The organism is Sphingobacteriia bacterium, from assembly GCA_017304685.1.
In the GTDB taxonomy this organism is placed as follows: domain Bacteria; phylum Pseudomonadota; class Alphaproteobacteria; order Rickettsiales; family 33-17; genus JAFKLR01.
The window spans coordinates 464,732-487,554 of the sequence record JAFKLR010000004.1 but is presented as its reverse complement, the minus strand read 5'-3'; the positions used below and the strand labels follow the sequence as shown (position 1 = coordinate 487,554).

Here is a 22,823-nt window from a genome sequence, read left to right as displayed (position 1 = left end):
ATTAACTACCTTTTTTAACTAAAATACATTGTTTATTACAAGATATTAATTTTTGACACATAAGCCTTGCTTGTGATTCAGAAGAAACAGGACCTATTTGTAGCCTATAAAATACCCCTTTAGATCCTAAGTCTTTCTTTTCAATATAATAACCATTTGTACCAATTATATTTGAATATTTTTTATTATAATCCTTCCAAGTTTTTATTGCATCAGGCTCACTTTTAAACGATCCAACCTGAATATAATTTCCTTTTTTCTGAGTTGATAACTTTCTTTTTATTTCTTGTTCTTTTTTTATCAAATCAGATTTAGAAGTTTCTTTTGGTACAATTTTTAATTGATTATCAAAACTATCTTTACCACCAGCTTCTCTAATAACTTTCTCATTATTAAAATCATCTTGATTAACTTCGGTTATTTTTTCTTCCACTTCAACATGTTCATGTAGTTCTTGCTTATCTGCATCGACATGTACGCTTTGTTTTTTAGTAACATCTTTTTCATAAGTAATTGGTTCTTCAGGAGCAGGTAAAATCCTTTCAACTTTTTGTTGCTTATCAACTGAAGAACTTAAGTTATCATATATTGACTTATCCATATCATGTACAACCATTCCACCAGGTTCTTCCGGTTGTTTTTTTGTCTCTTTATTTTCTGCTTTAATAACTTCTAGTTCATCAACGGTTTTAATTCTTGTATTTGCTTTATAAACATACCAACCGAGAGCTCCAAATGAGGTAACCGCAAGTAAAACTACAAAAGTTACTAATAAATTCTTATTAAATCTTTTCTCGCCCTTTTCACCAAAATATTCATCTGTAAGATCACCCATATCGTTTCTATTATTAGAAAGAATAGGTTCTTTTTTTAACTCGTCTTTATCCACAATTATTCCTCTTTATTACATTTGTTCTAATGCTTCTACATTACACACTTGGAGCGTAGATGCAACCACATTTGCAAGAGCCTCCATTAAAGCAAGTCTTGCGGTAGTTAAATTTATATTATCTTTAAGTAAGAATTTTAATTCAGGCTTTTCCTTACCCTTAGCCCACAAGCTATGAAACTCACTTGCTACTTCCATTGCATAAAAAATTACTCTATGTGGCTCATGATGAATTGCAGCTTGTTCTAAAATTTTTGGCCAATTTGCAAGAATTTTAATTAATTTCTGCTCCTCTTCACTATTTAAAAGAGCAAGGTCATATTTATTAGATTTATATAATTTAAACGCTGACTCATGTTCTTCTTTAGCTTGCCTAATTACTGATTTAGCTCTAGCATGCGCATATTGAATATAGAATACAGGATTATCCTTAGATTGCTCTTTAACTTTCGCGATATCAAAATTCATTCCAATATCGTTTTTTCTTGTAAGCATCATTATTCTAATTACATCACTTCCTACTAAATCTATAACATCTTTTACAGTAATATAAGTTCCTGCCCTTTTAGACATTTTTAGAGCTTCACCATTTTCCATAAAATTAACTAGCTGACATATTTTTACATCACATGATACTTCTTGATTACTTAAAGCACTCGCAATACTTTTAAGCCTTTTAATATAACCAACATGGTCGGCTCCAAGCACATATATTAGCTGATCAAATTTTCTGTTAATTTTATCTAAAGTATATCCTAAATCACCTGCGAAATATGTATTATTGCCATCAGATTTTTTAACAACCCTATCCATATCATCACCAAATTCAGTTGATTTAAAAATAAGCTGTTCTTTTTCTTCCCAATCATCAGGGGTTTTACCTTTAGGTTTTTCTAAAGTTCCATTATATAGCAAATTACTTTTTTCAAGTAATTTAATAGAATTTTCAATTAAACCTGCTTCAGTTATTTTTAATTCAGAAGTAAAAATATCATGATAAATTCCAAGTTCATTAAGGTCTTTTCTAATAAGCTTCATCATTTCACTAACTGCAAATGGCTTTATTATTGCCATTCTTTCGTTTTCACTTAATTGCTTTAATTTTTCACCATGTTGTTCTTTTAAATTTTGCCCTACTTCAATTAAATAATCTCCAGGGTATAATCCATCTGGGATGGTAATATTTTCTCCCAAGGCTTCTAAATATCTTAAATATGCTGAGCCTGCGAGTATATTAATTTGTTGTCCTGCGTCATTAATATAATATTCTTTTGTAACATCAAAACCTGCTTTTTTAAGAACTACTGCGAGTGAATCTCCATAAGCAGCACATCTTGCATGTCCTATATGCATTGGGCCTGTAGGGTTAACCGAGACATATTCAACGTTAACCTTAACTCCTTTTCCAAGATTTGAGTTACCGTAATCTGTCCCTAAATCAATAATTGATTTTAAAATTTCAATTAAAATATCATTTTTTAAAAAGATATTAATAAAACCTGGTCCATCAATTTTTATATTTTTTACGTAGGGTAATTTCTCAATATGCTGAGCATATAAATTTGCAAGTTCTATAGGTTTTCTTTCATTTTGTTTTGCTGATACAATTGCAACATTAGTTGCTAAATCCCCAAAACTTTCTTCTTTAGGTTTTTCTATAGTAAATTTATCTGAAGTAGTTATGTTATCTAAATTACTTGCGATTTTTAATATATCGCTTTTAAATATCTCAAATATGTTCATGATTATCTTTCTTATTTCTATAAATTTTGTTTTTCTAAATTAAATAGTAAAGCATGTTCCTTAATAGCAAAATTATCTGTCATTCCAGCTAAATAATCGCATATTACTTCAGGCATTGACGATTCACCTTCTTCAATATACCTTTCATACCATGCTTCTGGTAAACAAGCAGGACTATCCATAAAATAATCAAAAAGATTAGCTAAAACCATTTCAGCTTTTTTGGTCATTCTATTCACTTTATAATGCCTATATACATTAACTTTTAAAAACTGTCTAAGCTCATTTACACGCGCTAACATGTCGTTAGAAAAATTAGCTATTAACTGGTTGGCATTCCTGATATCTGAAGAGGAATTTATACCTAAATCTATGACATTTTTCTCTATATTGCCTATAACATCATATATCATATTTCTTAACACACACCTAATAGTCTCCGATATTATAAGATGCTTTTTAGCATTTGGGTATTTATTTTTAATACTTTCAAAGCTTTGTTTAACAAGGGTAAGCTCACATACTTGTTCAAAAGTGATTAATTCTGATCTAATACCATCTTCAATATCATGCGCATTATAAGCAATATCATCTGAAATTGCAGCAATTTGTGCCTCAAGAGAAGAAAATTTATCAAGTTCTAGATCATGCTTATTATTATATTCTACAATGAATTTATGTAATTCCTTTTTAGGGGAAAACTTTCCAAGCAAGGGACCATTATGCTTTGCAATACCTTCCAAAGTTTCCCAACATAAGTTAAGCCCGGGGTAGGCTGCATATTTTTCTTCAAGTTGAGTTAATATTTTTAAAGTTTGAGCGTTATGGTCAAATCCACCAAATTTTTCCATTTTACTATTTAAAGCATTTTCACCTGCATGACCAAAAGGCGGATGACCTAAATCATGTGCAAGCGCTAATGCTTCTGCTAAATCCTGATCAACTCCAATCGCTCTTGCAATGGAACGAGCTACTTGAGTTACTTCAATGGTATGAGTTAGTCTAGTTCTATAATGATCACTTACTCCACTTATAAACACTTGAGTTTTATGCTTTAATCTTCTGAAAGCTTGAGTATGAATAATTCTATCTCTATCTCTTTGAAAAGGTGTTCTAAAATCTGTAGGTGATTGCTCTTGAAAAAAACGTCCCTTTGAGGTAGTATGATCGCAAGATAAGTTAATATTTTTAATTTTTGACATAAATTATACTAATTAAGTTTAAATACTCTATAAATATAAACAGAAAGTTATGACAATACAAGTTTCTATAACAGATAGTGCAGCAAAACAAATAGCAAAACTTATTGCTAAGGAACCTAACCCTGATAGTAAATTAAGAGTTTCTATTGAAGGTGGGGGCTGTTCAGGCTTTAAATATAACTTTGATTTTGTAACTTCCCAAGAACCTGACGATTTAGTGCTTCAAAAAGAAGGCGCTATCGTCTTAATTGATCCAATTTCTTTAGAATTAATGAAAGATTCTATAATTGATTTTACAGAAACTCTCGCTGAAGCCAAATTTGAAATAAAAAATCCTAATAGTTCAGCACGTTGTGGGTGTGGAAACTCCTTTAGCATTTAAAATTACTAATAAATCAATTAGTTATAAAAAATTATTAAAATTTAGTTAATTTTTCTTGAAATTTTAACTAATTTTTATTATTATTGGTTTTAGTTAATTTTTTTATTTTAAGGAGTAAATTATGTTTGATAATTTTAAAAAGATGGTTCAAACCGTTAGTAGCACATTAAGTACCGCAGTAAGTAATGTTTTTGATTACGCTAAAGAAAAAGCAACTACTGCTATTAAATCAACAATTGTAGACGTAATTCAAGGTAATGATTTTCAAGAAACTGCTGCAGAGGCAGTTACAAAAGTGGCTGGTAAAGTTGCAAAAAAAGTTAGAGAAGCGGCTACCGGAGCGGCTGAAGAAGCGTTACCTGAACTTGAAACATTTGCAGAAGAAACTGTAAAAAATGTTAAAACTGCTGCGAAAGAAAAAGGTTTAGGCTTTTTAGATATGATGAAAGGTTTTTTCCAAAATTTCTTGGGTAATAATGAAGAAAATAAATCTACCAGTATTTTCTCTTCTATTTTCTCATTTATTGGAAACTTTTTAGGACAAGCTTTAAGTTTTGTTGCATCAATTATGTTAGGCGCAACTCCAAATATGGGGCCAAATAATAATATTCCTGAGAATGAAGCTGAAAATAATAAAGGTTTCAACTTCTTAGGTTTGGCTCAAGGTCTTGTTACAGGTTTATTTAATAGCCGTGAGAGAGAAGAGCAAAAACGCGAAGCTCAACCTACTGAAGAAAAATCAATGTAATTTAGCTTAATCTAAATTATCTCAATTTAATACCCTTAGGTACAATACTTAAGGGTATTTTTTTTTAGCCTTTTCTTTATAAATGTAGTATAAATAAACTTAGAATTATTAACTTTATTATTAAGCCTTTACATGAGCAAAAAACCTGTTATTGGAATCACCTTAGATTATTTAGAAAATGGTGAATATTCTAATTATCCGCATTATATTTTAAGAACAAATTACTTAGATTCTATTATAAAACATGGTGGCATTCCTCTTTTATTACATTATGACCTTAATAATTTTGATTCTATAATTTCCATGTTAAATGGATTGCTTATTCCAGGTGGTAATTTTGATATAAACCCATCATTTTATGGTGAAGAAATAAGCAGTGAAAAAGTTAGTTTAAATGAAACTCGTACTAAATTTGAAAGTAAAACTTTTGAATTTGCTTTTAAAAATAAATTACCTATTTTAGGAATTTGTGGTGGCGAACAATTAATGAATGTAATGCTTGGTGGAACGCTTATTCAACATATTCCTGATGAAATTCATAACCCGATTAACCATGAACAAAAAGAACCTAAACATATTCCAACACATATAGTAAAAATTGAACCCGATTCTTTACTTTATAAAATTACTAACCAAAAAGAATTCATGGTTAACACTACTCACCATCAGGCAGTAAAAAAATTAGGTAATGGTGTTAAAGCTACAGCCTTTGCTCCAGATAATGTAATTGAAGCAATTGAAGTAGACAATCATCCGTTTTGCTTAGGGGTTCAGTGGCACCCCGAATATTTATCAACTGAAGCTGATAATAAAATTTTTGAATATTTTGTAAATACATGTAAGAAAAAACAATGACAATAAAATGGCGCAATAAAAATTCTGATAAAAAAACAGGATCAAAATCATCTTTTACTAAAAATGACCAACGTAAAACAGATGAAAAAAAAAGTAGTAAAAGTACTAAAAAAGCTACTGAAAAAACAACTAAAGATTTTAATGATAGAAAACCTTCTATCAAAAATTCAGAAAATAAATTTAAAAAAGAAAAAACACCAACTAAAACATACAAGTACAGAAGTTCTGGTCGTAATGAACCTATGCTTGAAACTGTAAACGTTCCAAATAATAAAGCTAATTTGCAACCTGAGAGAATAGCTAAAGTAATTGCAAATTTAGGTTATTGTTCGAGAAGACAGGCGGAAGCCTTAATTGAAGAAGGGTTAGTTTACTGTAACAATGAAAAAGTAACCCATCCAAGCTTAAAAGTTACATTAAGTGATATTATTAAAGTTGAAGGTAAAATTTTAACCAAAAAACATGAAAGTGGCATGTGGATCCTTCATAAACCTAAAGGGTATGTAACTACAACTAGTGATCCGGAAAATAGACCTACGGTTTTTGATCTTTTACCTAAACATTTACCTAGATTATTAAGCGTTGGAAGATTAGATATTAATTCAGAAGGATTATTGCTTTTAACTAATGATTCAAATATTGCAACTTTCCTTGAAAGACCAGAAAATAAAATTAAAAGAACATATAAAGTAAGAGTATTCGGGGAATTTAATAAAGATTATATTTTAAAACTAAAAAAAGGTATCAAAGTTGAAGATATACATTACAAACCGATAAACGCTGAAATAATTTCCCAAACTAAAAATAATGCCTGGCTAAAACTTGAATTATTTGAAGGTAAAAATCGCGAGATAAGAAAGATTATGGAGCACCTCGGACTTAAGGTTGCGAAACTTATAAGAATAGAATATGGTAATTTTGCTTTAGGCGAATTAAAAACTGGTAAAATAGTAAAAGTATCAAACCTTGTAACCCAAAATTTATTAGATCAAATCGATGAGAATAATAGCAGGAAAACACAGAGCGAAGAAACTCCTAGCAAACGAAAAAGGAGTTAGACCTACTACTTCAAGGACTCGAGAAGCTATATTTAATATTTTAGAAAATGTGTATCCTGATAATTTGCATAGTGCAAACATTTTAGATTTATGCGCTGGCAGTGGAGCTTTGGGACTTGAAGCGCTATCTAGGGGAGCGAAATTTGCTACATTTGTTGATAATAATGCTGACAGTATAAAATATTTAAAAATTAATATTGAAAATTGCAAAGAGAAAAATAATACAAAAATTATTTTTAGCGATGTCATTAAATTAAATGATAGTGATATTAAATACGATTTAATATTCCTTGATCCACCTTATGAAACAAATTTTATTAATAAATGTTTAAACCAACTTATTGAGAAAAATTTTATAGCAAAAAACGCTTTAATTATTATAGAAACAGATGCTAAAATTAAATTAGAAATTCCGGATAATTTTTCTCTCCTAAATGAAAGATTATACGGCAATACTAAAATTTCATTACTTAATCTTTTATAAAATTATGGATAAAATCTACATTATTGCCGGCGAAGCTTCAGGAGATAATATTGGCGCTGAACTTATTCAAGAATTAAAAATCCTGAACCCTTCTGTAGAGTTTTTTGGAGTTGGCGGCGTTCAAATGGAAAAAGCAGGACTTAAAAGTCTTTTTCCAATGCACAAACTTTCAGTAATGGGTTTTTTAGAAGTAGTACCGAAAATTCCTGAAATATTAAAATTAATCAATTTAGTAAGTTTAGATATTGCTCAAAAAAAACCTAAGATTGTCATTACTATTGATTCACCAGATTTTAATTTTAGGGTTGCTAAAAATTGCAAACCCCTTTTACCAGATATAAAGTTTGTTCATATAGTAGCTCCATCTGTATGGGCATACAGACAAGGGAGAGCCAAAAAAATAGCTAAAATTTATGATTACTTATTATGTTTTCTACCATTTGAGCCAAATTATTTTATAAAATACGGATTAAAATCTACTTTTATTGGACATCCTTCAATCGATAGATTAAATGAATTTGTTAAAGACGAACCAAGAAACCCCTTATCGATCCTAGCTTTACCAGGAAGCCGCATGAGCGAAATTAAAAGATTGTGGCCCATTTATCTTCAGGTTTTTACTTATTTAAAAAATAATCATAAAGATATTCATTTTATTGTTCCTACTATTTCTCATATTAAGGAATATTTGAAAAAGCATACTCCTTTAGGTATACCAGTAAAATTTATTACAGATGAAAATGAAAAATTTTTAGCCTACAATAAAGCTAAATGTGCTCTTGTTAAATCTGGAACTATTAGTCTTGAACTTGCTATATTCAAAATTCCAATGATTGTAACTTATAAGGTAGGAAAAATTACAGGCTGGCTTGCAAGAAGACTTTTAAAAGTCAAATATGTTAGTCTTATAAATATATTAGCTGATAAAGAAATTATTCCTGAGTTTTTACAAGAAAAAGCCGAAGCTCATATTTTATATGAAAAAATTGAAGAATTAATTAAAGAAAATAACATTCCTGATTATACTTCATCTCTTGAAAAGCTAAAAAATCCAAAACAATTGAAATCTTTGGAATACGGAGCTAGTATTATTAATGAACTATTAAACTGACCATATGAAAGACGTTATTTTAAAGGTTGTTGGCAACCTAATCATATCTCAAATTGCCTTATTTGGATTTTATATATTTTTTCATGGAGAATTTTCTCCTGGTGGAGCATTTCAGGCTGGATGTATTTTTGCAGTGTGCTTTATATTATATAGTTTCCTTAATGGGCTTAATGCCCTACTCAAAATATTTCCTTTAAGATTAATAGAATTAGTCTCAGCATTAGGAGTTTTAATATATTCAGGTATAGGAATTATATGCATATTATTAGGCGGACATTTGTTGGATTATAACAAATTATATCCATCTAACACGCATATAGCACAAAGTATTGGAATTTTAGGAATTGAAATTGGCGTTACGCTCACAGTATGCTCTGTTATAGTTTACATCTTTGTTTTATTGGTAAAAAATAAATGAACCTTTTTATTTTAAAACTGCCCTACATAGTTTCTTTCGCTATATTTTTTATTGGTCTTTATATTGTAATTGTTGATCAAAATAATTTAAAAAAATTATTGGGCTTAAGCATTCTACAATCAAGTATTCTTATACTATATGTATCATTAGGTAAAATTCGTAATGGAATTATACCAGTCTATGCTTGTAATAATAATAACGAATGCGAAATAATATATAGTAATCCATTACCACATGTATTAATGCTAACTGCAATTGTAGTTGGCCTTGCAACACTCGCAGTAGGGCTTGCTCTTTTAATAAAAATAAAAGCCCGCTTTGGTTCAATTAATGATAATGAATTAGATAAGAAATAAATATGATTACACACTTACCCGGCATTATAATTAGCTCCTTACTTTTTACTGGACCTTTAACTTCCATTTTTAATAAGCAATTATCTAAGACTATTAGCTTTTTAGTTTTAGGATTAAATGTTATTTTAACCTATATTTTAATCACTCATTTATTAAAAGATTCTACACCACTAATATATGTTATGGGTGGGTTTAGTGAATTAGTAGGTATAAGTTTTAAATTAGAACTTATTAATTCCATAATATTATTTCTAATATTATTTTTAGGAATAATTTCACTAATATGTACTGACGAAAATTATACTTCTAAAAATATTGCAATATTTATATTGAATATTGCTGGCCTTATTGGTCTTACTATGACTAATGATCTTTTTAATGCCTATGTTTTCTTAGAAATTATTTCTCTAACATCTTACGGAATGATTATTAATAAAGCGAAACCATTATCATATATTGCATCATTTAGATATCTTGTAGTAGGAACAATAGCAGCCTGTATTTATTTGATTGGAATTGGCTTAATTTATGCAAATACTGGACACTTAAATATTACATATGCAAGTCAAGTTATTGCTAAACTTGATTTAGACACCAATTACTCTTTAAAAGTAGCAGAATTTTTAATTTACTTTTCTTTTATATGCAAGGCTTTAGTTTTCCCAATTAATGATAAAATTATTGAGGCTTATTTAAATTCCTCTTTATCAGCTGTAATATTTATTTCTGGAATAATTTCTAAGGTAATGATTTATTTTACAATTAAACTGACTTTTCAATTGTTTAATTATACTTCTCTAATAAATGAATCTTTTTCATATTTGATTTTAATTTTAAGTTTAGGCTTAATTATTATTGCAGCTTTCAAAGCATTAAAATCTAATTCCTTAAAAACTAATTTAGCGCTTTCAAGTGTAAATAATGTAGCTTACTTATTTTCACTTCTTTCAGCTCCTAAAATTCTGCTTACACCCGTTTTATTACAGATGTTATTTGATGCTTTAACTAAACCTATTCTTTTTATTATTGCTGAAAATGCTGAAAGAAATTTTGGTTCAGATACAATTTCTGCAATTAAAAAACTTTGTAATAATCCTTTAATAAAAATTTCCTCGTTACTTTTACTTCTTGCTTTAATTGGCTTTCCGCTTTCTTTAGGTTTTATTAGTAAAGCCACAATGATTAATGAGCTATTTGACAATTACTTTTTTTTCCATGCTATGCCAATAATTTTAGGATCTGCTTTAAGTTTTATTTTTTTAAGCAGATTTTTTATTTCAATAAATGATGTTGAAGTTATCACTACTAAGGTGATAACGTTTAAAAGAGAAATATTAATTCTACTTTTTTTCACAATTATAAATTTAGCTTTAGGTACAATTTACAGCAAAGATTTAATTAATTTTATTGAATTAGTTGCAAATAAATATAGGTAATTTAATGATCGCTTTAGATAAAACATTATTAAATACTTTAGTAATCATTTTACTACCGTTAATAAGTAGCTTTATAAGCTTAAGTATAAAAGATAAAATAAACTTAAAAGGTATCATTAACTTAATAATATCTGGAATAAATAGTTTGTTATCAATAATAGTATATTCTCAAATATATAATTCCAGAACTATTTTCCATAATTTTTTAAACGTAACGGGTAAATTTTCTATTAGCCTTTATATAGAACCTATAGGCATTATTTTTATTATTTTTGTTAACATACTATGGTTCATAAACAACCTGTATACTTTAGGCTACATTAAACAAGAAAAAATGAAAAATACTGGTAAGTTTATTGCTCTAATAAATATATCTATATTTTGCGCTATACTTACCGCTTTATCAGGAAATTTATTTACTACTTTACTAGGATATGAATTACTAACTTTATTTACATTTCCACTAGTAAAAATTATTCCTTCACATGAAAATAAACAAGCAGCTAATTACTATTTAAAATTTTTAATGTTTTGTTCAATAGCCTTCCTTATACCAGGGATTTTACTTGCTTCGGAAGTTCTAAATGCTGATTTAATAAATCATAATTCAAATACCGGCTTTCTAGCAGGAATTTCTTTAATTTTATTTACGCTAGGAACAGCTAAAAGCGCTTTTATTCCTTTCCATTCGTGGCTGCCTAGAGCAATGGTTGCTCCTATACCTGTAAGTGCACTTTTGCATGCAGTTGCAGTAGTAAAAACAGGTGTAATTATTATATTAAAATTTATAATTTATACTGTTGGAGTAGAAGAAACATTTATAATTTTTAAACAATACCCAGAAATATATTATATTTTAGCTACAATAATTTGTGGAACTATTTTCTTTTCATCAATTATAGCTATAAAACAAGATACTATAAAAGGCTTACTTGCTTATTCAACTATAAGCCAATTATCATATATTTTATTACCTATTCTTAGCTTTGATAAATATTTTATTAAGGCCTCAATTTTACAAATGATAACTCATGGAGCTGCGAAAATAACTTTATTTTTTGCAGCCGGAAATATTTATTCAGCAACAAAGGTTTTTAAAATCAGCGAAATGAACGGTATGGGTTATATAGAGAAATACTCTTCTGCATTATTTATAATAGCCTGTTTCTTTCTTACTTCATTCGTACCGTTAATAGGCTTCTGGAGTAAGTCCACCTTAATTAATTCTATAGGACATAATTTTTATATAAATATATTTTTATTCTTAACTTCAGTGCTCACAATTTTATATTTATTTAAACCTATAAATAAGTTTTATTTTAGTGAAAAAAACCCTTCTATTTCTTCAAAAAGAATTCACTTTTTAATGAAGTTAGCTCCAAGCTTAAGTTTAATAACTTTAAGCGTTTTTACCTTTTTATTTTTAAAATTCTATAATCTTCATGTCATTAGTTTTAAAAATATATCTTTAGAAAATAGTTATATTTTATTCTATTCTTATGCAATATTAAGTATATGTCTTCCTATCTTACTTTATCAAATATTCAAAAATAAAAATTTTAAATCTGATCTAATAGTTACCCTTTTAATTGTTTCAGTTTCAGCGCTTGCTTTATTAAATGATAATTTATTATTACATGTATTTTTACTAAGTATTTTAAGTATTTTACTTATATGGTTTATAGGTAAACAGAGTTCAGTAAAGGTTATTTTCTTTGTAATAATGATTTCATTCACAAATAATTTTCTTGTCGACGCTTTTAGTCAATACAAGACATTAGGAAATTTAGACAGTATTTCCACTAATTTCGCCCAATATATTTGCCTAAGCTTAGTTGGTTATTTAGTTATTATTAATTTTGTATGCTTGTTATGTGATTTAAGATATTTACCACTAAAAGTTTTATCTTTAATCGCTTTACCTACATTAATCTTTAACCTTATTAACAAACTTAATTTAATCACTTTACCTCAACAACAAGTGCTAATCCTTCTTTACATATTATGTATCTTAATTTGTTTGTTTATAAGATATATTTATATGAAATTGAATATAAGTATACATATGCCTTTAGTTTATTTTAAAGGTTTTAAAGCAAGAATTAATTATGATTCAATTAAGACAGATATAGTGAATTCAATATTCGCTTTAGATATACCAAAATCTAGTATTAGTGGCCTTATAATTTCGACTGGTATAATAATGATTATTGCACTTATGGTTATCTAATAAAATGATTTTAACCAATCATTTTATTAGTGCTTCCATTAGACTTTTTTTCATCGTCGTTTATGCTCACTCCATAAACTGATTTATCAATATCTTCCCAAGATTCTTTCATCATTTTTAATTCTTTTATAATTTGGTCGCACATTTCAATACTATTAGTATTATGGATTGACATAATGCGCATATAAATTGAATAATAATAATTATCTAAAAGCTTACTTACCTCACCGCCTTTATCAAAATCTAAGGATGTTTGTAAGCCTAAAATAATTGCAGCAGCTTTATCAAGGAAATTATATCTAGACTGAATATCATTTTCTGCAATAGCTTCTTTAACTTTCGTTATATGTTTAATAATCCCATTATATAACATAATAACTTGCTGTACTTTATTGACAGTCGTTTGTGCATTTAGATATGCATTAAATTTCCGAGATATGTCCTCATCCATATTAAATCCTAAAAAATTATTTTCTATTCATTACGCCTATTTGTGCATCTAAATACATAATTGTAGAGTTAAATTCAGCTAATGCTTGTTCTACTGCACTAAATTTTTCTATAAGTTTATCTGTATATTTAGTTAATTCATCATTCTTTCTTGTTATTTCTTCTTGATAACGAGTATTACTTTCTTTAAGGTTTTTAATAGCAGTATCAATTACACCGTTAGTTTTTATTATCCCATCAAGATAGTTAGAAATTCTATCTGCTACACCTTGGGAAAGCTTTACACTTATATTATCAGTACCGTCACCTGCGTAAACGAATTTTAAACCGTCAAAAACAGAACCTGAAGGTGCCGTTAACGTGCCAGCAGTTGCAGTACCAGTATAAGTAAAGTTTACATTAACTGTACCGCTACCAGGATTGTAGGATGCTATTGCTTTATTAGGATTTGCAAGAGCTGTATTAATTGTTAAATTAAAATTATAAACTGTTATGTTATTACTTCTGCTTGCAACTAACACTGTTTTAGAATCTGCCTCAAAAGCAAATTCAAAAATCTTTCTTACACCATCAAACTTTGTAGCCAATGCATTATCAAGAGTAGCGTCATCAATATCTAATAAATTTCTTGTTTTCGGATAATCTTTATCACCTTCAAAATCGGTAAATTTTATACCTATTTCTCCTAAAGTTTGTGGGCTTGAATTTAACCCTCTAACAACACTTGCAAGCTCTAAGGAAACATTATCAATTACTCCTCTTAAGCTACTATCCCCACCTAATACTGCTGTTTCTTTATATTTTGAATTTGCGTCCCTTTCTTGTTGTTTTGAAGCAAAGAGCATAAAATCATTATATGCACCTACAAAAGTTTTTATAGATTCTTTTACTTTTGTATTATCATTATTGATTTGCGAGTTTACAGTTACTCCAACAGGAGTTTTTTGATAAAGGGTAAATGTAACATTAGAGATAGCGTCATCTATAACATTGTCACTTCTTGTAATTAATGTATTGTTTAAATAAAACTTTGCATCTTCTGCTGCTTGTGTAGTTGAAAATGTTACGTTTGAAGTTTCAGTATCAACATCAATGATATTAATATCGTTTGCCGTTCCTGTTTTTGTTGATTGTAAAACTAATCTATAATCATTAGCCGCAACTTGAAGAATACTTGCTCTAACATTTGTATCATTAGTTATAGAATTTATTGAGGCTGCAATTTCTACTAAACTATCACCTTGATTAATTTCTATATTTTTGCCATTTATTTGGAAAGTACCAGCTGAAAATAATCCTGCAGTAGTTCCACCTGCAGCTTCAGTAACACTTGTAGTTTGGCTTGAAAAACTTTGACTCATAATAGTTTTAGATTTAGCTATATTATCTACTGTAAGGTTAAAACTATTAATATCAGCGCCATTTTTTGCTGTTACGCCGATATATGAGCTAGGAGATTGACTTCCATTCGTTGTTAAAACTACATTTCTGCTATCGAATGCATTTGTATTTTCTATAACTGTTGTAACTCTTTTTAATCCATCAACAGCGGTTTTAAAGGTATTTAATATACTTTTTAATTCATTAAAAGCAGCAACTTTACTATCGTTTACTTTTACTTGATCTTCAATTTTTGTAATTGGAATTTTTTTTGCAGCAATTGAAGCTTCGATTAACGCTTTAGTATCAAGGCCTGAAAGTAATCCTGAAGAAACAGTTCTACCCCCTATATTACTAAAACCACCGAGATTAATTGTTGCCATATAAAAAGACCTCCCTTCCTACGCCTTTAAACTTCTTTTTTTATAATCGTACCTTTTATTGCTTCTACAGGCCTTTGATAAGAACTGCTTTCTATTGTTGGATAATAACTTACTTGATTACTATTTAAATCTCTTTCTCTACAATATATTTTTCCGTCAGGCATTTTAAAAATTGTAAAGATAGAATAATCTACTTGAAAACTTTGTTTTGATTGAGGCTCAACATTTGCATAAAATTGTTCTAATTCTACTGGAGTATATTTAGGTTCACTTACTTGTTGAGCAGTCTTTGCTATTACTTGAGTAGCCGCATTAGTAGAATGAGCGGTTGAAGAAACTCTATCAGAGCTACTAATGATATTTGGGGCTATATTTGTTACTATGTTTATAGTCATAATTTTCATCCGTAACTTAAGTTCAACAACCCTTATCGACCTTACTTAAAACGTATATACTATAAGGGGAGACCCCTTATAGTATATTTTAACCTCAATTACCCAATAAGTTTGAGTAAGTTTTGCGGTAATTGGTTAGCTTGAGCAAGTACTGAAATACTAGCTTGTAACCTTACTTGAGCGCTTGCAAATTTGGTTGATTCTTCTGATACATCGGTATCTAAGAACACCCCACGTGCAGCATCTTGGTTCTGAATACTACTTTGTACGTTAGCAGCAGCAAAGTTAAACCTTGATTGTAAAGAACCGATATTCGCTCTAAGTGATGTTACAGTACTAATCGCATTATCTAATACAGTGTTAGCTGTGTTAGCACCAGCAAGTGTAGCAATAGAAACATTTGCAACAACGTTACCATCACTGTCACGGAATAATTCATTGGTTTTAGAACCCTGAATTTGTACTGAAACGTTATCTGCAGCTTTAGTACCTACTTGGAATGAAAGGCTTGTTCCACCTTGACCAACACCAAAAGCAACTTCTAAAGCTTTTTGTAAACCTTCAGCTTCAGCTTTGTTTGTAATACTAATAGCTGTACCACCGTTTTCATAAACAATAACTTTTCTTGGGTCAGTTGTGCTTACAAAACCAAAGTTTGTACTAGCAGCCATAGAAGTACCTAACGCAGATGTGATACCAAATTCATCGTAACCACTTCTAAATACTTCGCCATTAACTGTAATTTCAATTAATGCTTCAGAACCCCCAGAAACTGGAGCTTCAACTTTAATTTTTTCGATTTTTAAATCGCTAAAATCACTGTTGAACATTTTAAATTTAGAACCAGTTAAGTTACCACTTTGGGTAGTACCACCTGTTGGGAATACAGAACCTGCACCTACATAGCTTGAAATTTCTCTTTTTTGATAGAACTCAAGACCTTCAAAAGCTTTGTTAAGTCTGTTTGAGAAAGCATCTGAATCAGTTTGATTTGTTACAGCGCTTTGACCACTTGCAGTAGAATCTGCCATGTAAATATCAAAGTAACCGCCACCATCTTGCATAGAAGTAAGTCTTACTACTGTATCTGCAGCAGGAGAAGTTTCTACGTTTTTAGCAATGTATGTATAGTCACCAACTGTTATTGATAAGTTTACTCTATCTGGAGATGCATAAGTTGCATTAAAACCAGTAAGTTGACCAACGAAAGCTGGGTTATTAGAAATACCATTTGTTACAACACCACTTTTAAAACCGCCGCCAGAAGCAGCACCGTTTGAGTCAATGGCATTTAAAATAGAATCTGAAATTGTACCTCTAGCGATTGTTGTCGCAGTACCTTTATAGAAACTTGTTGCGTTTGCAACAAAAGAACCTGCCATTAAGTCACCATTTGTACCTGCAACACCACCTGCAGAGAGGTTAACAGTAGCAGCACCAGCGTTTGTACCATTAACTGTAACGTCAGCAGCAGTAATACCAGCACCAGTAATTGCAATTACGTTTGCACCAGCAGCATTATAAGCAGTACCTGAAGCTTTTGATGTAACTGTAATAGTATCAGTACTTAATTCAAATTCTAAACCTGATAATCTTAATTTATCATCTGCACGAGCAGGATCAAGTGAGTTAATAATGTTTTGGATTGCAGAATAAACTAAGCCAGCAGTTGTAGTCGCATCGTTTGTATCAGTGTTAAGAATTGTTCTTGGGTCAGCAGAAGCAGCAGCAGCGAATGTAATTGTTACACCATTAATTGAAAGTGTACCCGCAGCTGTAATATCCGCAGCGTTCGCAAACTTAATCACACCTTGAACTGCAGTAGAGTTTGTTCTTGCATAAGTAGTTAATTCAGATGGAGAGAATAAGCTACCATCAAGGAGTTTAATGCCGTTGAAGTTTGTTGTATCAGCAATACGGTCAATTTCTGAAGAAAGATTTTGGAACTCAAGGTCTAAGTAACCACGAGTAACTGCATCTAATGTACCAGAAGTAGCCTGTGTTGCAAGAGCTTTTTGACGTTGTAAAATTTCAGTAATGTTTTTTAAAGCACCATCAGCCACACCTAATAAGCTGTTCGCTTGTTGAGTGTTCATCCATGCTGCATTAAGGGTAATTACGTTACCTTTAAGAGATGTACCGATAGCTAAGTCAGACGCACCGTCTGAAGCTTTAATAATTTTTTCACCTGTTGAAAGTTTCATAGCGGAAGATGAAGTTTCAAGGTTAGCTTTTCTAAGGCTCGCCTGTACACCTATCGCTGTTGTGTTTGTAATAATACCAACCATATTTTTCTCCTACTTGGAATTATGTTGACTATATGTCATTTTCTTAAACAAAATTAGGGAACTATATATTGAGCCATTAAGACAACGATATATACTTCACCATATTAATATAATGTTAACATATATTTTCTTTAATGAATAGTAAAAATTTTCATAAATTTATCAAATACTTATGTTTTTTTGAAATTTTAAATAGGTAAATTATTGATTTTATTAGCGTAATATTTATTAATAATTACTACTTCTTAGGTAAGTTACTCAATATTAATGTTTTAATTTTTAAAGGTAAATAATTAATAAACGCAGCAATTGCATACATAATAAATGGAAAATTAATTTGTAATGGTTTAGAGGACAATTTCTTTTTTATAATTTTAGCAGCTTGTTCTGCAGATAACAAAAACGGCATATGAAAATTATTTACCTCAGTCATAGGGGTAATGATAAAACCAGGGTTTACTACTGTAACATTAATATTATATTTTTTTAGCTCCATTCCTAAAGCAATGCCATAATACCTTATTGCTGCTTTACTACTAGAATAAGCTGGGCAACTTGGTAAAGGATTAATTCCTGCAATAGATGAAATTATAACTACATGCCCCTTAGTACCTTTATTTAACATTAATTCATATGCAGGAGTTATAGTGTTAATTACACCATAGAGGTTTATATCAAAGATCTCTTTAATTTGCTTATATGATTCTCTTCCCTTTGAAGTACCTGCTGAAATACCTGCATTCGCAAAAACTATATCGATTTGAGGAAGAGATTTAATAAAATCATTTAATAACGTAAAGTCTATGACGTTAATTACTTTATAATTTACGTTAGCGCCCTTTTTTGCACATTCTTCACTTACTTCTTTTAAGCGCTCTTCATTTCTACCAATTAAATACAGGTGATTACTAGGATCTGCATACGCATAAGCCAAAGCTTTACCTATACCACTAGAAGCACCTGTAATTAAAATATGAGACATTTAAGAGTTTTCTTTAGGACTTTCTTCTTCTTTTAAAGAATTAATTAGATAATCTAATTCAACTTGTCTACATAACCCCAATAATACAGGATCTCTTGGACGTATATTAGTTGAGTTCCAGTGACTTCTATCTCTTACTGACTGAATAGTTGATTTAGTAGTTCCAATTAATTTTACTATTTGAGAGTCTTTAATATTTGGGCAATTTTTTATTAACCAAGCAATTGCATCTGGCTTATCTTGTCTTCTTGCAACAGGAGTATATTTAGCGTTTTTCTTACGCTTAGTCTCAATATGCCTTCTAGCTTTATCTGAAAGTTCAAGATGGGCTTTTGGGTTTGCTTCACATCTTTTAATTTCTTCAGGAGTTAACTGCCCACTAACTGCTGGATCAAGCCCGATTATTCCTTGCGCAACTTCACCGTCTGCAATACCTTGAACTTCAAGAGGATGCATACAACAAAATTCGGCAATTTGTTCAAAAGTTAAAGTTGTATTTTCTATTAACCAAACCGCTGTTGCCTTAGGCATGAGTGGAGGAATTTTATTCATTTCTTAACCCTTTAATATTACCAATTATTAAAAATTTCTTACAAACTAACCTACTTCACATTAACTTGTCAATTTGATATAAATATCTTGCAATACTAATTTAAGGTACTTTTATGCAATTACTCGCCAATAGAGCCATCATAACTCTTTCAGGTAACGATAAAGAACACTTTTTGCAAGGAATTATAACGAAAGATATAAATAAGATTAAATCCGAAAAGATAATATATACTTTAATCTTAAATCCGCAAGGAAAATTCCTTTTTGATCTTTTCATATTTGAAAAAGATCATATGCTTTATATTGATTGCTTAAAAGATAAAAAAGAAGATTTAATTAAAAAATTAACTGTTTACAAATTAAGATCTGATGTTGTTATTAAAGAAGAGCAAAATATAAAAATTTATTTTTCAAATAGTAACTTAAATGAGGAAAATTGTTTTATAGATCCACGAAATAAAAATTTTGGCTTTAGAGTTTATTCAGAAAATGAATCATCTGATTCCAAAGGATTTTATGAAGAGTTTAGAGTGGATAATGCTATTCCTGAAGCAGAATTTGAATTAAAATACGAAAAAAGCTTCCCTCTTGAATGCGGATTAGATAAACTAGCTGCCATAGATTTTAATAAAGGTTGTTACGTAGGGCAAGAAGTAACAGCTAGAACTAAAACTAGAGGAGTGATTAGAAAGGCTCTATATAATATATATACAAATCACCCTATTGAAATAGGAAATGAAATAATAAATAATAATTCTTCAATAGGTTTAGTTACTTCTTTTTACAATAATAAAGGAATAGGACTTATTCGTGACGATGAATTAACATCAGAAGAAGTATTTATAAATAATAAACCAGTAAAGGTAAAGAAAGCATCATGGTACACGGATTAATATACGACATTGCAGGAATGATGGGAGCAACCATGGTATTACTCTCTTATCTTCTATTACAAATAAGAAAACTTTCTTCTCTTTCTTTTTCATATTCGTTTATAAATTTCACTGGCTCGTTACTTTTAATTTTTTCTTTAAGTCACAGCTTTAATTTAGCATCGATGTTTATTGAAATATTTTGGCTATTAATTAGTACCTATGGTCTAATTCAATACACGTATAAAAAATGCAAAATCAAACATTTTTTTTGAAAAATTTACTATTAATAAACATTTATCATATAATATCCTTGCAATTAAAAGAGTTTACTGCAATATTATTAATATATTTACCTATAACGGTTGCATTCAATGGCAGAAGAAGAAGATACACAGGATAATACACAAGCTGATGAATTAGAAAAAATTGCTTCAGGTGAAAGTGACACTAAGCAAGACGACAAAACAGCTTCAAGTTTAAGAAAAAAAAGAATTATAATAGTTGTTGCTATTAGTCTTTTAATTATTATAGCAGGCGCAGGGGGATTTTTTTACTTAAGTAAAACAAAATCAAATCACAAAGAAAAGTTAGATAATGCTTCGCAAGCGGTCAAAACTACTTTATATATTGATCTTGAAGATTTTATAGTAAATTTAAATTCTTCTACTTCTCAACCACGTTTTTTAAAACTTTCTGCTTCTATAGAAGTTGGTAGTGAAATAGATAAAAATCAAGTTATCGCAAATATGCCGAAGATTAGAGATAGTTTTCAGGTTTACTTACGAGAATTAAGACCAGATGACTTAAGAGGATCACAATCTTTATTTAGACTCAGAGAAGAATTACTTTATAGAATTAACAAAACTATTTACCCTACGGTTGTTAAAGATATACTATTTAATGAAATAATAGTTCAATAAGCAAATTATGGCAGAAGAAGAAGGTCAGATAGATAAACAAAAAAAAGCCGAAGACACCGTTGCTGCTTGGGAAGAAATGGTCTCTAAAGAAGGAGACAAAAAAACTCCTCCTAATGGTGAAGGCCAACTTGCTGAGGAATGGCAAAATTTAACTTCTGATAATGGTGAAAACAAGGGTTTAAAAAAAGACGAAATTGCTAATATACTTAATGGTAAATCTTCTAAAGACACTGAAAATTCTGGAATCCAAGCTTTAATTGATAAAGCTATGCAATCATATCAAAGATTGCCTATGCTTGAAATTGTATTTGATCGATATACAAGAATTCTTTCAACAAGTTTTAGAAATCTTACTTCAGAAAACGTTGATGTAGATATAAGAGGAGTTCATTCCTTAAGATTTGGAGATTATATTAATTCAGTACCTATGCCTGCTTTATTGATCATGTTTAGAGTGGTTGAGTGGGATAACTTTGGATTAATAAGCTTAAGTGGAGAACTAGTTTATTCAATGGTTGATGTACTTTTTGGCGGAAGAAAAGTTTATAGACCAATCAGATTTGATGGCAAACCATTTACAAATATTGAACAAATGGTAGTTAGGCAAATTTGTGAAACAATGTTAAATGATATCGGAACAGCTTTTGAACCATTAAGCCCTTCAACATTTGTATTTGAAAGAATAGAAACAAATCCACGTTTCGCAAGTATTGCACGGCCTGGTGATGCTGCTATTAAAATTGATATGAATATTTCTCTCGACGCTAGAGGCGGAACTGCCGAAATTTTATTACCATATGCTACTTTAGAACCTGTTAGAGATTTATTATTACAAGTATTCTTAGGGGAAAAATTTGGTAAAGATCCAGCTTGGGAATTACATATTGCAAATGAACTTTATAATACCACTATTGAACTAGAAGCTGTTTTAGCTGAAAAAGAAGCTAAATTAGTAGATATAATGAAATTAGAAATAGGACATACAATAATTCTTGATTCTAACCCCGGAGATGATGTAACAATTAATTGCGCTGGAATAAAAATGTTTGCTGGTAAATTAGGCAGCTCCGGTGATAAAATAGCAGTAAGCGTTGAAAAACCTTTACATAAAAAATTAATTGAGATGATGGGATGATATTTGTTGATATAATTATTGCAATCTTACTGGTAATTACGATTGCATTTTGTCTAAAATTAAATAGAAAAATTATTGAACTGCAAAAAAGTAAAAAGGATTTAGCAGTCTTATTTAAATATTTTGACAACGCTACAAAACGCGCTGAAGAAGGAATTGAGAGCTTAAAATATACTACTCACAAAGCTACCGCCTCTATTGACAATAAAATAAATGAAGCAAAAATGATTTTAGATGATCTTTTACAAATGAGAGAGCAATTCGAAAGAATTATTGAAGATGTTAAGCAAGCTTCTTCTGAAACACGTCAGGCTAATATTAACAATAATATTGGTAGAACCGTGCATTCTAATTTTTTCCAAAACCCTTCACGTATTTCTACTCATCCGGCAACTATAAATAACCCTGTTATTAATAATCCAATTATAAGAACTCCTAGTAATGATGAATTTGCAACTTCTAATTCATCTATGTCAGATAGTAAAAAAAATGCTATCACTGAATTATTAAATAAAATTTCTGAAATACAAAAAAAGACTAATAATTAATAT

Annotated in this window: 23 protein-coding genes; 14 read left to right on the top strand and 9 right to left on the bottom strand. The window is 29.7% G+C overall.

The genetic code is table 11. The features are described from left to right. Position 1 precedes the first annotated feature (1 nt). The 3 genes from J0H68_07760 to J0H68_07750 are packed head-to-tail and all read right to left on the bottom strand — an operon-like array spanning position 2 to position 3,834. On the bottom strand, positions 2 to 889 hold the full coding sequence (locus tag J0H68_07760) for an SPOR domain-containing protein (GenBank protein ID MBN8828586.1): 888 nt from the start codon (positions 887 to 889) through the stop codon (positions 2 to 4). 15 nt (positions 890 to 904) lie between these two features. Further along, positions 905 to 2,632: an arginine--tRNA ligase gene (locus J0H68_07755; protein MBN8828585.1), complete on the bottom strand. Its 1,728-nt coding sequence runs from the start codon at positions 2,630 to 2,632 to the stop codon at positions 905 to 907. Positions 2,633 to 2,649: 17 nt separating this feature from the next. Then, the gene (locus J0H68_07750; GenBank protein ID MBN8828584.1) at positions 2,650 to 3,834 is read right to left on the bottom strand and encodes a deoxyguanosinetriphosphate triphosphohydrolase; all 1,185 of its coding nucleotides are present in this window, start codon (positions 3,832 to 3,834) and stop codon (positions 2,650 to 2,652) included. Between the two features lie 49 nt (positions 3,835 to 3,883). Here J0H68_07750 and erpA point away from each other — a divergent pair, with 49 nt between their 5' ends. From erpA to J0H68_07700, 10 genes are all read left to right on the top strand, one after another. Then, positions 3,884 to 4,216: an iron-sulfur cluster insertion protein ErpA gene (gene erpA, locus J0H68_07745; GenBank protein MBN8828583.1), complete on the top strand. Its 333-nt coding sequence runs from the start codon at positions 3,884 to 3,886 to the stop codon at positions 4,214 to 4,216. A 121-nt stretch (positions 4,217 to 4,337) separates the two neighbouring features. Then, positions 4,338 to 4,964 carry a hypothetical protein gene (locus tag J0H68_07740; protein ID MBN8828582.1) on the top strand — a complete coding sequence of 209 codons (627 nt, stop codon included), beginning with the start codon at positions 4,338 to 4,340 and terminating at the stop codon, positions 4,962 to 4,964. 132 nt (positions 4,965 to 5,096) lie between these two features. Next, positions 5,097 to 5,819, top strand: a complete 723-nt coding sequence (locus J0H68_07735; protein MBN8828581.1) for a gamma-glutamyl-gamma-aminobutyrate hydrolase family protein — start codon at positions 5,097 to 5,099, stop codon at positions 5,817 to 5,819. Then, complete coding sequence (locus tag J0H68_07730) at positions 5,816 to 6,877, top strand: rRNA pseudouridine synthase (protein MBN8828580.1); 1,062 nt, start codon at positions 5,816 to 5,818, stop codon at positions 6,875 to 6,877. Before J0H68_07735 ends, J0H68_07730 begins: the two co-directional genes overlap by 4 nt. Beyond that, entirely contained in the window at positions 6,816 to 7,361 is a 546-nt protein-coding gene (gene rsmD, locus J0H68_07725) for a 16S rRNA (guanine(966)-N(2))-methyltransferase RsmD (GenBank protein ID MBN8828579.1), read from the top strand. The genes J0H68_07730 and rsmD overlap by 62 nt, the downstream gene beginning before the upstream one ends. A 4-nt stretch (positions 7,362 to 7,365) precedes the next feature. Further along, the gene (lpxB, locus tag J0H68_07720; protein MBN8828578.1) at positions 7,366 to 8,472 is read left to right on the top strand and encodes a lipid-A-disaccharide synthase; all 1,107 of its coding nucleotides are present in this window, start codon (positions 7,366 to 7,368) and stop codon (positions 8,470 to 8,472) included. Positions 8,473 to 8,476: 4 nt separating this feature from the next. Beyond that, positions 8,477 to 8,890 (top strand): Na(+)/H(+) antiporter subunit B, encoded by a 414-nt coding sequence (locus J0H68_07715; GenBank protein ID MBN8828577.1) that lies wholly within the window; start codon positions 8,477 to 8,479, stop codon positions 8,888 to 8,890. Continuing rightward, the gene (locus tag J0H68_07710) at positions 8,887 to 9,246 is read left to right on the top strand and encodes a cation:proton antiporter subunit C (protein ID MBN8828576.1); all 360 of its coding nucleotides are present in this window, start codon (positions 8,887 to 8,889) and stop codon (positions 9,244 to 9,246) included. The genes J0H68_07715 and J0H68_07710 overlap by 4 nt, the downstream gene beginning before the upstream one ends. A gap of 2 nt (positions 9,247 to 9,248) precedes the next feature. Beyond that, positions 9,249 to 10,682 carry a hypothetical protein gene (locus J0H68_07705; GenBank protein MBN8828575.1) on the top strand — a complete coding sequence of 478 codons (1,434 nt, stop codon included), beginning with the start codon at positions 9,249 to 9,251 and terminating at the stop codon, positions 10,680 to 10,682. A 4-nt stretch (positions 10,683 to 10,686) separates the two neighbouring features. Then, on the top strand, positions 10,687 to 12,912 hold the full coding sequence (locus J0H68_07700) for a hypothetical protein (protein ID MBN8828574.1): 2,226 nt from the start codon (positions 10,687 to 10,689) through the stop codon (positions 12,910 to 12,912). A 10-nt stretch (positions 12,913 to 12,922) separates the two neighbouring features. Here J0H68_07700 and fliS read toward each other — a convergent pair whose 3' ends face one another. From fliS to J0H68_07670, 6 genes are all read right to left on the bottom strand, one after another. After that, positions 12,923 to 13,363 (bottom strand): flagellar export chaperone FliS, encoded by a 441-nt coding sequence (gene fliS / locus J0H68_07695; GenBank protein ID MBN8828573.1) that lies wholly within the window; start codon positions 13,361 to 13,363, stop codon positions 12,923 to 12,925. 16 nt (positions 13,364 to 13,379) lie between these two features. Then, complete coding sequence (fliD, locus tag J0H68_07690; GenBank protein MBN8828572.1) at positions 13,380 to 15,125, bottom strand: flagellar filament capping protein FliD; 1,746 nt, start codon at positions 15,123 to 15,125, stop codon at positions 13,380 to 13,382. Between the two features lie 26 nt (positions 15,126 to 15,151). Further along, complete coding sequence (locus J0H68_07685; GenBank protein ID MBN8828571.1) at positions 15,152 to 15,520, bottom strand: hypothetical protein; 369 nt, start codon at positions 15,518 to 15,520, stop codon at positions 15,152 to 15,154. A gap of 98 nt (positions 15,521 to 15,618) precedes the next feature. Further along, the gene (locus J0H68_07680; protein MBN8828570.1) at positions 15,619 to 17,808 is read right to left on the bottom strand and encodes a hypothetical protein; all 2,190 of its coding nucleotides are present in this window, start codon (positions 17,806 to 17,808) and stop codon (positions 15,619 to 15,621) included. A gap of 238 nt (positions 17,809 to 18,046) precedes the next feature. Continuing rightward, the gene (locus J0H68_07675) at positions 18,047 to 18,790 is read right to left on the bottom strand and encodes an SDR family NAD(P)-dependent oxidoreductase (protein ID MBN8828569.1); all 744 of its coding nucleotides are present in this window, start codon (positions 18,788 to 18,790) and stop codon (positions 18,047 to 18,049) included. Beyond that, complete coding sequence (locus J0H68_07670; GenBank protein MBN8828568.1) at positions 18,791 to 19,342, bottom strand: DUF1013 domain-containing protein; 552 nt, start codon at positions 19,340 to 19,342, stop codon at positions 18,791 to 18,793. A gap of 113 nt (positions 19,343 to 19,455) precedes the next feature. Between J0H68_07670 and J0H68_07665 the strand changes: the two genes are divergently transcribed. The 4 genes from J0H68_07665 to J0H68_07650 all read left to right on the top strand — a co-directional run bounded on the left by J0H68_07665 (position 19,456) and on the right by J0H68_07650 (position 22,820). Continuing rightward, positions 19,456 to 20,235, top strand: a complete 780-nt coding sequence (locus tag J0H68_07665; GenBank protein MBN8828567.1) for a folate-binding protein YgfZ — start codon at positions 19,456 to 19,458, stop codon at positions 20,233 to 20,235. Between the two features lie 353 nt (positions 20,236 to 20,588). Next, the gene (locus J0H68_07660; GenBank protein MBN8828566.1) at positions 20,589 to 21,137 is read left to right on the top strand and encodes a flagellar basal body-associated FliL family protein; all 549 of its coding nucleotides are present in this window, start codon (positions 20,589 to 20,591) and stop codon (positions 21,135 to 21,137) included. 7 nt (positions 21,138 to 21,144) lie between these two features. Next, on the top strand, positions 21,145 to 22,272 hold the full coding sequence (gene fliM, locus J0H68_07655) for a flagellar motor switch protein FliM (GenBank protein MBN8828565.1): 1,128 nt from the start codon (positions 21,145 to 21,147) through the stop codon (positions 22,270 to 22,272). Next, positions 22,269 to 22,820 (top strand): hypothetical protein, encoded by a 552-nt coding sequence (locus J0H68_07650; GenBank protein MBN8828564.1) that lies wholly within the window; start codon positions 22,269 to 22,271, stop codon positions 22,818 to 22,820. Before fliM ends, J0H68_07650 begins: the two co-directional genes overlap by 4 nt. The last annotated feature ends 3 nt before the right edge of the window (positions 22,821 to 22,823 follow it).